Genomic DNA, 12,016 nt, shown 5'->3' on the forward strand with positions numbered 1-12,016 from the left:
CTGACTGTGTCCATGTCGACCCTGGCTTCTCCCGCAACGACCTCACGCCCGGTGGCCCCCGGCGTGCTGGCCGCCATTTCCACCTCGCATGTCGTCAACGACATGATGCAGTCGCTGATCCTGGCCATCTATCCGGTGATCAAGGGCGGCTTCAATCTCAGCTTCACCCAGATCGGCCTGATCACGCTGACCTACCAGCTCACCGCCTCGATCTTCCAGCCGTTGATCGGCATGGCCACCGACCGTCGCCCAGCCCCGTACTCGCTGCCGATCGGCATGGCCTCGACCCTGTGCGGCATGCTGCTGCTCGGCTTCGCACCGAACTACGCGGTGGTGCTGATGGCGGCGGCGATGGTCGGTATTGGCTCGGCCATCTTCCATCCGGAAGCCTCGCGCATCGCGCGACTGGCCTCGGGCGGCCGTCACGGCTTCGCGCAGTCGGTGTTCCAGGTGGGTGGCAATTTCGGAACAGCGCTGGGCCCGTTGATCGCTGCCGCAGTGATCGTGCCGTATGGCCAGCACGCCGCATCGTGGTTTGCCGGCGCCGCTCTGATCGGCATCGCTCTGCTGACCTATGTCGGCCGCTGGTACGCGTTGCATCTGGGCACGCCACGACCGGTCAGCACGGCTGCGATGGCGCCGCGGCATCCGCCGCGCACCGTGGCCAAGGTACTGGCGATCCTGCTGGTGCTGATCTTCAGCAAGTACTTCTACATGGCCAGCATCGGCAGCTACTTCACCTTCTACCTGATCCACCACTTCGGCATTCCGGTGGCGCAGGCCCAGCTGCATCTGTTCGCGTTCCTGGTGGCGTCCGCCGCCGGCGGCTTCCTTGGTGGCCCGCTGGGTGACCGCATTGGCCGCAAGCCGATCATCTGGACCTCGATCCTGGGCGTGGCCCCGTTCGCGCTGATGCTGCCGCATGCTGATCTGCTGTGGACGACCGTGCTGGCGGTGCTGATCGGCTTCGTGCTGTCCTCGGCGTTCTCGGCGATCGTGGTGTACGCGCAGGAAATGATGCCGCACCGCATCGGCATGGTGTCCGGCCTGTTCTTTGGTTTCGCATTCGGCATGGGAGGGCTGGGCGCTGCTGTGCTGGGCCTGCTGGCGGACAAGACCAGCATCGAGTACGTCTACCAGTTGACCGCGTTCCTGCCGCTGCTGGGCGTCGTGGCGGCGTGGCTGCCACCGTCGCGGCCTGCTGCTCACTGAGGGGGTGGGGTTTGCAGGGCTTGCAGCCCTGCACCTGCTGAAGCCAAGGCAACGTCAACGGCAACGGCAACGTCAAATTCAAAAGCTGGCTTTCCGTGGGTTGGCGGGGTGGGTCCGGTTGAGGGGGACGGCGTAAATACGTCCCTGTAGCCTCGGTCGCGCCATCCATGGCGCTCACGCCCCCTCAACCGGACCCACCCCGCCTTCGACAGTTTTCCGCGATCTGTCGGAACAGCGTCCGGCCCTGGTAGGTGTCGACCTTGGTCGACACGGATGAATTCGTTCGATATCTGACAGGTGTGTCGACCAAGGTCGACACCTACCAACAGCCGCGCGGAACAACAGGCGCAGTTGCCAACAGCCGCGTGAACCTGTCGAAGGTGGGGCGGTGTCGGATTGCGGGGTGTCAGCGGCATGGATGCCGCTGCCAAGCCTACAAGGACGTACTTGCGGCGTCCCCGCACTCCGACACCGCCCCGCCACCCCACGGAATGCCGCTTTGGCTTCGGCCGTTGCGGTTGCCGTTGCATTGAGCAGGTGCAGGGCTGCGAGCCCTGCCGAAAACTCCCTTGGGCGTAGAATGCGGGCATGAGCGAATCCCTCGATAACCACCTGGTCCACGGCCGCCGCCAGCGGCCCGACGGCCCGTCGCCGATCGATGTCATCTCGGTCCAGTCGCAACTTGTCTACGGCCACGCCGGCAACAGCGCCGCCGTACCGCCGATGCGTGCGCTCGGTGTGCGCGTCGCGGAAATTCCGACCGTGTTGCTGAGCAATGCGCCGTTCTACGACACCACGCGCGGTCGGGTGCTGCCCGCCGACTGGTTCGCCGACCTGCTGCTGGGCACCCACGAGCGCGGCCTGCCGCAGCGGGCGAAAATGCTGGTTTCCGGCTACTTCGGCAGCACCGCCAACGGTGCCGCCTTCGCCGACTGGCTGGACAACATCCTGCCGGCCTGTCCGCAGCTGCGTTACTGCCTGGATCCGGTGATTGGTGACACCCACACCGGCCCCTACGTGGAACCGGGCCTGGAAGCGATCTTCGCCGAGCGATTGCTGCCGCATGCCTGGCTGGTGACCCCGAACGCCTTCGAACTGAATCGTCTGACCGGTATGCCGGCACTGGCCGAGGCTGATGCCATCGCCGCCGCGCGTACGCTGCTTGACCGTGGCCCGCACTGGGTGATCGCGCACAGCGTGGGCGGTAACCCGGGTGAGCTGGTGACCCTGGCGGTCGGTCGCGAGGAAACCTGGCGCTGGACTTCGCCGCTGCTGCCGGTGGACGTGGCCGGCACCGGTGACGTGCTGATGTCGCTGGTGGTGTCGTTCCTGTTGCGAGGTGAATCGATGCAGCAGGCGATTTCGCGTGCGATTGCCGGTACCCACGCGGCGCTGGAGGCGACTCTGGACAATGGCTTCGAAGAGTTCGACGTGATCGCGGCGGCGCCTGCCGCACTGGCCGAAGGCACGCGCTTCCGCGCCGAACGCGTGGCATGAGCGGTCTGCTCGAACGCACGCCGCGCACGGTCGGCATCGTCGGCAGTGCCGGCGCCTATGGGCGCTGGCTGAGCCGATTCTTCCAGCAGCACATGCAGCTGCAGGTGATCGGCCACGATCCGGCCGATCCGGACTCGCATACGCCGGAACAGCTGCTGGCGCAGGCCGACGTGCTGGTGTTCTCGGCACCGATCCGGCATACGCCGGCTCTGATTGCCGAGTACGTGCGGCAGTCGGCCGGCCGTGAGCAGGACCGGCTATGGCTGGACGTGACCTCGGTGAAGGAAGCGCCGGTGCAGGCGATGCTGGCCTCTCAAGCCGAAGTGGTCGGCCTGCACCCGATGACCGCGCCACCCAAGGCGCCGACCCTGAAGGGCCGGGTGATGGTGGTCTGCGAAGCGCGCCTGCAGCACTGGCAGCCGTGGGTCGATACGCTGTGCACGGCGCTGCAGGCCGAGTGCGTGCGCGCCACGTCGCAGCACCACGACCAGATGATGGCGCTGGTGCAGGCGATGGTGCATGCCACCCACTTGGCCCAGGCCGGCGTGCTGCGCCAGTACCAGCCGCAGCTGGGCGATCTGGCCGCGATGATGCCGTACCGTTCGGCATCGTTCGAGCTGGACACGGCGATCATCTCGCGCATCCTGTCGCTCAACCCGGCGATCTACGAAGACATCCAGTTCGGTAACCCGTACGTGGCGCCGATGCTGGAACGGCTGGTCGGCCAGCTGCAGGCCCTGCAGGCGCAGGTCGGGCAGGGCGACGACCGTGCGCGTGGTGAATTCCGCGAGCAGCTGCTGTCGGCCAACCGCAGTGCCTTCGGCGAGCAGGCGCTGGCGGACGGCAACTACACCTTTGAACGCGTGGGTTATCTGCTGGCTGACCTGACCGAGCGCAACGCGTTGTCGGTGCACCTGCCGGAGGACCGGCCAGGCTCACTGCGTGAGCTGCTGAACGTGTTCGAGCAGCATCGCATCAGCCTGGCTTCGATCCATTCCTCGCGCACGCCTGGTGGCGAAGTGCATTTCCGCATCGGGTTCGTGGCCGGCAGCGATGCTGCGGCGATCACCCGGGCCGCAGCCGACGTGGACGCCAGCGGCATCGGGCGGGTACTGGGCTGAATTCATCCACAGGCGGTGTGGATGGTTCCTGAGCAAACGTGTGGATAACCGGGCGCAGCCCTTGGTGGTAAAGGCTGTCAAGATGGTTGGTCAAAAATTGACCGCGCTTTTTTGTAGGGTCGAGCCACGCTCGACTGCCCGTGGCAAAAGGCGTGTCGACCAAGGTCGACACCTACCAGAGGCAAAAGGCGTGTCGACCAAGGTCGACACCCACCAGAGCGGGGGCAATACGAAATCCGGTAGCGCCGGACCATGCCCGGCGAACCTCAGATCGTCAGCCGCAGCTCGCCGCCACTGGTGGTGAACTCGCGGCCATCGCGCACCAGCGGCCGCCCGTCATCCAGTTCGTAGCGTGGCGTGGCTTCGGAGTGATGCCCGCTGCCATTCGCCTCGGGCTTGAACTCGATGATGATGTGGCTTTCGCCGTTGCTGTCGACAGCGGGGAACTGACGGAACGACATCGTGCACCTCCTTCAGCGGATGCGGCTGTTGCGCGGCCAGCTTGGCCGCGCCGATGTTAGCCGGACGTCATCAATCGATGAACTGCAGGCGCGCAAGTTCAGCGTACAGTCCACCTTCGGCCAGCAGCTGTGCGTGCGTGCCCTCGGCGACGATGCGGCCCTGGTCCATCACCACGATGCGGTCGGCCTTGAGCACGGTGGCCAGGCGGTGGGCAATGACCAGTGTGGTGCGGCCCGCCATCAGCCGCTCCAGCGCTTGCTGCACGCTGTGCTCGCTCTGCGCGTCCAGCGCGCTGGTCGCTTCGTCCAGCAGCAGGATCGGCGCATCCTTCAGCAGCGCACGGGCAATCGCCACACGCTGCTGCTGGCCACCGGACAGGCGGGCACCGCGCTCGCCCAGCTCACTGTCATAGCCCTGCGGCAACGCGCGCAGGAAGCCATCGGCCTCGGCGGCGCGCGCGGCAGCCTCGACTTCGGCGTCGCTGGCCTGCAGGCGGCCATAGCGGATGTTGTCGCGCGCACTGGCAGCGAACAGCGTCGGCTGCTGCGGCACCAGCGCCAGCTGCGCACGCAGCTCGGCCGGGTCGGCCTGGCGCACGTCGATGCCGTCCACGTCGATGCGGCCGCTGGCTGGATCATGGAAGCGCAGCAGCATCGAAAGCACCGTGCTCTTGCCCGCCCCCGACGGACCCACCAGCGCCACGGTCTCGCCGGGGCGGACGTGCAGGTTGAAGTGGTCCAGTGCGGCCTGGTCCGGTCGCTGCGGGTAGTGGAACACCACGTCGTCGAACCGGATCTCGCCACGCAGCGGCTGCGGCAGCGCGTGCGGCTGTGCCGGCGCGCGGATCTCGATGTCTTCCTGCAGCAGTTCGCCGATGCGGCCCATGCCGCCGGCCGCGCGCTGCAGTTCGTTCCACACTTCGGCCAGCGCGCCCACCGAGCCGCCACCGATCAATGCATACAGCACGAACTGGCCCAGCGTACCGGCGCTGAGGCGGCCGTCGATGACGTCGTGCGCGCCCAGCCACAACACACCGACGATGGCGCCGAACACCAGCAGGATGGCGCTGGCGGTGACCAGCGACTGTGCGCCGATGCGGCGACGGGCGGCGCCGATGGCATCACCGAGTGCCTTGTCGAAGCGCCCGCGCTCGTACGGCTCGCGTGCATGTGCCTGCACCGTGCGTACCGCACCCAGGGTTTCACTGGCCAGGCTGTTGGCATCGGCGATGCGGTCCTGGCTGTTGCGTGCGACCGTGCGCAGCTTGCGCGCGCCGATGATGATCGGCAGCACCGCCAGCGGAATGCCGAGCAGCGACCATGCGGCCAGCCGTGGGCTGGTGACGAACAGCATTGCCAGGCTGCCGATGACGGTGACCGTGCTGCGCAGCGCCACGGACATGGTCGAGCCGACCACGCTGCGCAGCAGTTCGGTGTCCGCGGTCAGGCGCGAGACCAGCTCTCCGCTGCGGCTGCGGTCGTGGAAGCCGGCGCCCAGCTGGATCAGGTGGGCATACAGCTGGCTGCGCAGGTCGGCCACGACCTTTTCACCCAGCAACGATACGAAGTAGAAGCGCGCGGCCGTGCCCAACGCCATGACGACCGCCACCAGCATCAGCAGGGCGAAGGCACGGTTGATCTGGCCGCCGCTGCTGAAACCGTGATCGATCATCTGCTTCACCGCCGGAGGCAGGCTCAGCGTGGCTGCAGAAGACACCGCCAGGGCCAGCAGCCAGGCGGTGAACAGGCCGCTGTGGCGGCGCACGAACGGCCACAGCGTGCGCAGGCTGCCGAGGCGCCGCAGTGGCGGGGTCGAAGCGGGGGCGTCGTCCTTGTCAGTCATCCTGGTCGTCGTCTTCTATGCGGATACGGTCACGGGTGGCGTCGCGCAGGCGGATTTTCAATGCGTCGACCTGATCGGCAGGCAATTCGATCCGCAGGCACACACCATTGGCATCGAACTGTTCATCGCGCTTTTCGGCACCGAAGGCGGGCAGGGTGGCATGCAGGGTACCCAGGTCCTCGAAGCCGGCCAGCAGCTGCAGCCGGGCCATCGCCACCAGCGGCAGGCGCGGGGCGGTGCGCAGGCACTCGGCGGCGGCGCCGCCGTAGGCGCGCACAAGGCCACCGGCACCGAGCTTGATACCGCCGAACCAGCGCGTCACTACCACCATCACCCGGTCGAAACCCTGGCCGTCGATCGCCGCCAGAATCGGACGTCCCGCCGTGCCGGCCGGCTCGCCATCGTCGCTGGAGCGATAGTCCTGCCCATGCCGGTAGGCCCAGCAGTTGTGGGTGGCATCGGCCACCGCAACCTGCTGCAGGAACGCCATGGCCGCTGCGGCGCCATCGATCGGCGCGGCATGGGCGATGAAACGGCTGTGTTTGACTTCCAGCGTGTGGCTGACCGGCTGGGCGAGAGTATCGAGCATTCCCGTCATTCTACGGGGTTGCCGGGTATTCCCGTCCGCTTCAGTCGTCCAGCAGCGGGCGCAGGTCGCGCGGCAGGCGTGCTTCCGGGTACTGCTGCATGTAGCGCTCCAGGCTGGCACGGGCCAGATCGCGCTGGCCCTCGTCGCGTCGTGTACGGATCTTCTGCAGCCACTGCCGGCGCGGCAGTCGTGCGTCAGCGTCCACCTCGGCCTGCACGGCATCCGCGCTCAGGCCCGCATCGCTGCCGCGGCGCATGATGCCAGGTGCGGAACGGCTGGGAGCCTCACGCTTCATCGAGGTGATTTCTACCCGGTCCAATGCCGGGGCCTGTTCGGCCTGCACGCTGTTGGACTCTGGCGTGCCTGCCGAGCGCGCCTTCAGCGAACCACTGGCGACAACCGGCGCCATCAGCGGCGCGGGTGCGGAGTAGGCGGTGGGAGCCGGAGGCGCAGGGGGGGCTGCTGCCGGCGCTGCGGCCGGAGCGGGCGGCAGGGCCGCAAAGGAGGTATCGGCGGCCGCATCCGCAGCCATCGATCGTGCAGCCTGGGCCGGCGCTTCAGCGGTCCCGGCCGGCGCAGGCTTGCTTGCGCGCGCGATGGCCGGTGCCGGGGCAGCGGCAACCGGGGCTGCCTCGGGTGCTGCGGGCGCAGCGGCCGGTTCCGCAGTCGCCACCGCGCTGTCGGCTGCATTGCGCTCAGCGGCCTGATCGGCAGCCGCGACGTCTTCTGCCGCAGCCGGTGCCGCCGCAACAGCGGCCTCACCCGCCGGAACCGGTGGCGGTTCCGGACGCAGCTGCCAGGCGATGCCGATGGCGAACACCATCGAGGCGGCGATGCCGAACACCGCCGGCCAACGCGGGCGTGTGCGCTGCGTACGTGGTGCTTCGGGAGAGGCGACCGCATCGGCAGCCGGAGCGTCCACGGCAGCGCGGGCCGCGGCCAGGATGGCGGCGTCCAGTGCGGCGGGCGGTGCCTGTTCGGCGCGACGGCCGAGCAGCCGGGCCAGCTCGCGTTCTTCCGGCGTCAGCGGTTCGTCTCGGTTCATGCGTTCAATCCCGCACGCAGCTTGTCCATCGCATAGCGGAGCCGCGATTTCACGGTTTCCCGGCCTACGCCGGTGATCTGGCCGATCTCCTCCAGGCTCAGTTCCTGATCCAGCCGCAGTTGCAGCACTTCGCGCTGCTCGGGCGGCAGTTGTTCCATCGCCAGCTGGATGCGGCGACGTTGTTCGAATTCGGAAAGCTCGCCTTCCGGGGTCTGTCCATCCTCGATCGCGGCCAGGCGCAGGTCGGCATCGGCCGGGGCAGCCGGCCGGTGGCGGGCGGCGCGCCAATGGTCGTTCAGGCGGTTGTGGGCGATGCGGAACAGCCAGGTGCTGAACGCCGCGTCCGGTTGCCACCCCGCACGGGCGCTGATCACCCGCTGCCAGACGTCCTGGAAGATCTCCTCGGCCAGCGCGTTGTCGCGCAGTTGCCGCAGCAGGAAGCCGAACAGGCGCTTGCGATGGCGCGCATACAGGCTTTCAAACGCACGCAGGTCGCCACCGGCCCAGGCCAGCATCAAGGCTTCATCGGTTGGCAGTGCGCTGGCTTCCACGGCGTACAGGGTAAGGCCTGCAGGCGATGGCGCATAGCCGGTGGCGAGGGCGGGCAGGGTGAGGGTCATGGCTCGGAAGGGGCTACGGTCAGCAGGAAAAACGTACGGGCGCACGATTCGGGGTTTACGGGCTTCCATTGCCCCCCGGGTGGCGCGCTATGCTCGGCGGCTCAGGGGAGGCGACGCACTGACGGCGCCAAGAGATTGTCATTTGTCCACGCATGCTGAACCGGCGGAAGAGCCACCACACGAGGCCGTGCTGAGCACGGCGCTGGTGCGCGCGTTGCATGCGCTTCTGCCGGAAACGGCTGTGGTCCGCGTCGGCTGGGATGACCCGCAGCTTGGCCGTGGCCAGGGGGCCTGGCCGAGGGCGACTGCCGGAGGTGATGCGGCAGCGCCAGGCGTGGGCGATGGCCAGCACGGCTGGGAACATGATGGGGCGCGCCTGCTGTTGTCGGTGGAAGGCGCGGTGCCTTCGCCGGCATGGTGGGGGGTTGCCCGGCAGGCGATGGAGCTGGCGCTGCAGCGCGGCCGCCAGGCCGGCCAGATCAAGGCGCTGGAAGAGGCCGAGCGGTTGCAGCAGGCCTTGTTCCAGATTGCAGATCTGGCCGGTGCCGACCTGGAAATGCCCGAGATGCTGCGCCACGTGCATGGTGTGCTGGGCACGCTGATGTATGCCGAGAACTGCTACATCGTGGAATACGACGATGTGCGCGACCAGATCCGTTTCCTGTACTTCGCCGATCAGGTCGATGATTTCGTCGCCGATCCCACGCAGAGCCATGACGCCAGCGAGATGCCGCGCAGCCTGACCGTGGCGTTGCTGCGTCATGGCAAGCCGCTCAGTGGTCCCTCGCGCGAACTGCTGGCGCAGGTGATGGAGCAGGAGCACGACCCGCAACGCGGGCCCGAAAGCCTGGATTGGCTGGGTGTGCCGATGCTGCGCGATGGCCGCGTATGCGGTGCCATCGTGGTTCAGAGCTATGAGCAGGCGGCCCGCTATGGCGAGGCCGAGCGCGCATTGCTGGGCTTCGTTGCGCAGCACGTGCAGACCGCGATGGACCGGCGCCAGGCGCAGGTGCGGCTGGAGCAGCAGGTGGCGCGGCGCACCCAGGAACTGCAGCGCGCCAATCACAGCCTGCAGGACGAGGTTGCCGAGCGTCGACGCGCCGAACAGCTGCAGACCGCCCTGTACAACATCGCCGAGATGGCGATGTCGGCCGACAGCCTGGCGCAGTTCTACGGACAGGTGCATGGGGTGGTCGGGCGCCTGCTCGACGCTCGCAATTTCTACATCGCCCTGGTCAACCCGGCCGGCAACGGCCTGGACTTCGTCTATTCGGTGGACGAGCACAACGCCAGCCGCGCGCCACGACCGTTCAGCCGGGGCCTGACCGAGTACGTCGTGCGCAACCGGCGGCCACTGTTGGCGTCACGCGCGCAGATCGATGCGCTGCTGGCCAGTGGCGAAGTGCGTGAATCCGGTGCGCGTTCGCACTGCTGGCTGGGCGTACCGCTGCTGCGCGACGACGAAGTGGTCGGCGCGATCGTGGTGCAGAGCTACAGCGAGAACAGCATTTTCAGCGTGCATGACCAGCGCCTGCTGACCTTCGTCGCACAGAACATCGGTACCGGCCTGGCCCGTCAGCGCGACCAGCAACGGCTGCGCTCGGCGCATGCCGAGCTGGAGAAGCGCGTGGAGGAACGCACGCGCGAACTGGCCGAGGTCAACGAAAAGCTGCTCGGCCAGATCGGCGAGCGCCTGCGTGCCGAACAGCGCCTGACCCACCAGGCCATGCACGATGCGCTGACCGGGCTGCCCAACCGCCTGCATCTGCTGGACCGCCTGCAGGATGCGCTGGCCCTGGCCAAGCGTGAGGGCGGCCCGGTGTTCGCCGTGCTGTTCCTCGATCTGGACCGCTTCAAGCTGGTCAACGACAGCATCGGCCATGCTGCCGGCGACCGCATGCTGGTGGAAGTGGCCAAGCGCATCGTATCGATGGCCGGCACCGAGGACGTGGTGGCCCGGCTGGGCGGTGACGAATTCGCGGTGCTGCTGCAATGCCCGCAGGGCCTGGCCCAGGCCTTGGACTTTGGCCAGCGCCTGCTGCTGGCGCTGCAGGAGTCGATGTGGATCGCCGGGCGCGAACTGTTCCCGTCCGGCAGCCTGGGCATCGCGCTGTGGAACCCCCGCTACCGCACCGGTGAGGAGCTGCTGCGTGATGCCGACGCGGCAATGTACCGGGCCAAGGCGCAGGGCCATGACCGCTGTGCGATCTTCGACGAAGACATGCGCGAGCAGGCCATGCGCAGCCTCGATCTGGAAGCCGACCTGCGTCGTGCGATCAACAACCGCGATTTCGTCCCGTTCTACCAGCCGATCGTGCGCCTGTCCGATGGCGAGGTGGTGGGCCACGAAGCGCTGCTGCGCTGGCAGCATGAGCGCCGCGGCCTGCTGCTGCCGGGGGCGTTCCTGGAGCTGGGCGAGGAAAGCGGCCTGATCGAGCAGGTCGACTGGCTGATCTACGAACAGGTGATTGCCGGCCTGGCCGAGGGCGGGCAGAGCTACGTCTCGGTGAATGTATCACCGCGCCATTTCCGCTCCGCCGGGTTCAGCGGCCGCCTGTTCGGCCTGCTGGATGCATGTGGTGCCGATCCGCGTCGGCTGCGCCTGGAGATCACCGAGGTGGCGCTGCTGGACGATGGCCCGCACACGCTGCGCATCCTGCAGGGCCTGCGCGAGCGCGGCATCCAGGTGCAGCTGGACGATTTCGGTACCGGCTTCTCGGCGCTGTCCTACCTGCACCGTTTCCCGATCAGTACGCTGAAGATCGACCAGAGCTTCATCGCCGGCCTGCATGGGCCGGAAGTGCAGAGCACGCGGGCGCTGGTTGAGGGCGTGCTGTCGTTGGCGCGTACGCTGGGCATCGAGACCATCGGTGAGGGCATCGAAACCGAGGCGCAGCGGCAGACCCTGCGCGAACTGGGTTGCGACTACGGCCAGGGCTATCTGCTGGGGCGGCCCGCACCGTGGAGCTGCGCGGCGGTCTGAGCCGCCGCGCAGGAAAGCATCAGCGCAGGGCGGCGCGACGCTTTTCGTCGATCCACTTCGAGGCCTGCGCTGGCTTGTAGTTCTTCATCCACTCCAGCATCTCTTCGATATCCGAGCCGTACCACAGGTCCTGGCGCTGGTCCGGGTGCAGGAAGCGCTCTTCCACCATGCGGTCGATCATGCCGATCAGCGGGGCGTAGAAACCTTCCACGTCGAGGAAGGCGCACGGCTTGTTGCCGATGCCAAGCTGGCGCCAGGTCAGCATCTCGAAGATCTCTTCCATGGTGCCGAAGCCGCCGGGCAGCGTGACGAAGCCGTCGGCGAGGTCGAACATGCGCGACTTGCGCTCATGCATCGAACCGACAATTTCCAGTTCGGTCAGGCCGCGGTGGGCCACTTCCCAGTCGGCCAGCTGGCGCGGGATCACGCCGGTCACTTCACCGCCGGCGGCGAGCACGGCATTGGCCACGGTTCCCATCAGGCCGACATTGCCGCCGCCGTACACCAGGCGCATCCCGTCGCGGGCGATGCGATCACCCAGGGCAAGGGCGCGTTCGGTGTAGGCCGGCTTGCTGCCAGCGTTGGAACCACAGTACACACAGATCGATTTCATGGATCTTCCTGTCTCTTGGCCGGAAACGAAAA

General features: G+C 67.6%; 10 protein-coding genes. 4 read left to right on the top strand and 6 right to left on the bottom strand.

Annotated features, from left to right (window positions below; translation table 11 throughout):
• The first annotated feature begins 12 nt into the window (after positions 1–12).
• The 3 genes from ACZLIB_RS08995 (at position 13) to ACZLIB_RS09005 (ending at position 3,830) form a co-directional block, all read left to right on the top strand.
• Positions 13–1,212, top strand: a complete 1,200-nt coding sequence (locus ACZLIB_RS08995) for an MFS transporter (protein ID WP_107432372.1) — start codon at positions 13–15, stop codon at positions 1,210–1,212.
• A 588-nt stretch (positions 1,213–1,800) separates the two neighbouring features.
• The gene (pdxY, locus tag ACZLIB_RS09000) at positions 1,801–2,709 is read left to right on the top strand and encodes a pyridoxal kinase (protein ID WP_043035460.1); all 909 of its coding nucleotides are present in this window, start codon (positions 1,801–1,803) and stop codon (positions 2,707–2,709) included.
• Positions 2,706–3,830, top strand: coding sequence for a prephenate dehydrogenase (locus ACZLIB_RS09005; RefSeq protein WP_279913397.1), 1,125 nt, complete (start codon positions 2,706–2,708; stop codon positions 3,828–3,830). The genes pdxY and ACZLIB_RS09005 overlap by 4 nt, the downstream gene beginning before the upstream one ends.
• A gap of 266 nt (positions 3,831–4,096) precedes the next feature.
• Here ACZLIB_RS09005 and ACZLIB_RS09010 read toward each other — a convergent pair whose 3' ends face one another.
• The 5 genes from ACZLIB_RS09010 to ACZLIB_RS09030 all read right to left on the bottom strand — a co-directional run bounded on the left by ACZLIB_RS09010 (position 4,097) and on the right by ACZLIB_RS09030 (position 8,283).
• Positions 4,097–4,291: a hypothetical protein gene (locus ACZLIB_RS09010; RefSeq protein WP_005409247.1), complete on the bottom strand. Its 195-nt coding sequence runs from the start codon at positions 4,289–4,291 to the stop codon at positions 4,097–4,099.
• Positions 4,292–4,361: 70 nt separating this feature from the next.
• The gene (locus ACZLIB_RS09015) at positions 4,362–6,134 is read right to left on the bottom strand and encodes an ABC transporter transmembrane domain-containing protein (protein ID WP_458075563.1); all 1,773 of its coding nucleotides are present in this window, start codon (positions 6,132–6,134) and stop codon (positions 4,362–4,364) included.
• Positions 6,127–6,723 (bottom strand): IMPACT family protein, encoded by a 597-nt coding sequence (locus tag ACZLIB_RS09020; protein WP_049400110.1) that lies wholly within the window; start codon positions 6,721–6,723, stop codon positions 6,127–6,129. The genes ACZLIB_RS09015 and ACZLIB_RS09020 overlap by 8 nt, the downstream gene beginning before the upstream one ends.
• Before the next feature lie 40 nt (positions 6,724–6,763).
• Positions 6,764–7,768 (bottom strand): hypothetical protein, encoded by a 1,005-nt coding sequence (locus ACZLIB_RS09025; protein WP_478469630.1) that lies wholly within the window; start codon positions 7,766–7,768, stop codon positions 6,764–6,766.
• Positions 7,765–8,283 carry an RNA polymerase sigma factor gene (locus tag ACZLIB_RS09030; RefSeq protein WP_229301232.1) on the bottom strand — a complete coding sequence of 173 codons (519 nt, stop codon included), beginning with the start codon at positions 8,281–8,283 and terminating at the stop codon, positions 7,765–7,767. Before ACZLIB_RS09030 ends, ACZLIB_RS09025 begins: the two co-directional genes overlap by 4 nt.
• Before the next feature lie 247 nt (positions 8,284–8,530).
• Between ACZLIB_RS09030 and ACZLIB_RS09035 the strand changes: the two genes are divergently transcribed.
• The gene (locus ACZLIB_RS09035; RefSeq protein ID WP_478469632.1) at positions 8,531–11,371 is read left to right on the top strand and encodes a bifunctional diguanylate cyclase/phosphodiesterase; all 2,841 of its coding nucleotides are present in this window, start codon (positions 8,531–8,533) and stop codon (positions 11,369–11,371) included.
• 19 nt (positions 11,372–11,390) lie between these two features.
• Here ACZLIB_RS09035 and ACZLIB_RS09040 read toward each other — a convergent pair whose 3' ends face one another.
• Positions 11,391–11,984, bottom strand: coding sequence for an LOG family protein (locus tag ACZLIB_RS09040; protein ID WP_032128301.1), 594 nt, complete (start codon positions 11,982–11,984; stop codon positions 11,391–11,393).
• Between the last annotated feature and the right edge of the window lie 32 nt (positions 11,985–12,016).

This window comes from Stenotrophomonas sp. 220_Sma (assembly GCF_056487375.1).

What these genes read in the sequence shown, in the direction of transcription:
- ACZLIB_RS09025 (WP_478469630.1), bottom strand. Translation starts at nt 7,768, where the DNA reads ATGAACCGAGACGAACCGCTGACGCCGGAAGAACGCGAGCTGGCCCGG.
- ACZLIB_RS09040 (WP_032128301.1), bottom strand. Translation starts at nt 11,984, where the DNA reads ATGAAATCGATCTGTGTGTACTGTGGTTCCAACGCTGGCAGCAAGCCG.
- ACZLIB_RS09005 (WP_279913397.1), top strand. Translation starts at nt 2,706, where the DNA reads ATGAGCGGTCTGCTCGAACGCACGCCGCGCACGGTCGGCATCGTCGGC.
- ACZLIB_RS09020 (WP_049400110.1), bottom strand. Translation starts at nt 6,723, where the DNA reads ATGCTCGATACTCTCGCCCAGCCGGTCAGCCACACGCTGGAAGTCAAA.
- ACZLIB_RS09010 (WP_005409247.1), bottom strand. Translation starts at nt 4,291, where the DNA reads ATGTCGTTCCGTCAGTTCCCCGCTGTCGACAGCAACGGCGAAAGCCAC.
- ACZLIB_RS09015 (WP_458075563.1), bottom strand. Translation starts at nt 6,134, where the DNA reads ATGACTGACAAGGACGACGCCCCCGCTTCGACCCCGCCACTGCGGCGC.
- pdxY (WP_043035460.1), top strand. Translation starts at nt 1,801, where the DNA reads ATGAGCGAATCCCTCGATAACCACCTGGTCCACGGCCGCCGCCAGCGG.
- ACZLIB_RS08995 (WP_107432372.1), top strand. Translation starts at nt 13, where the DNA reads ATGTCGACCCTGGCTTCTCCCGCAACGACCTCACGCCCGGTGGCCCCC.
- ACZLIB_RS09030 (WP_229301232.1), bottom strand. Translation starts at nt 8,283, where the DNA reads ATGCTGGCCTGGGCCGGTGGCGACCTGCGTGCGTTTGAAAGCCTGTAT.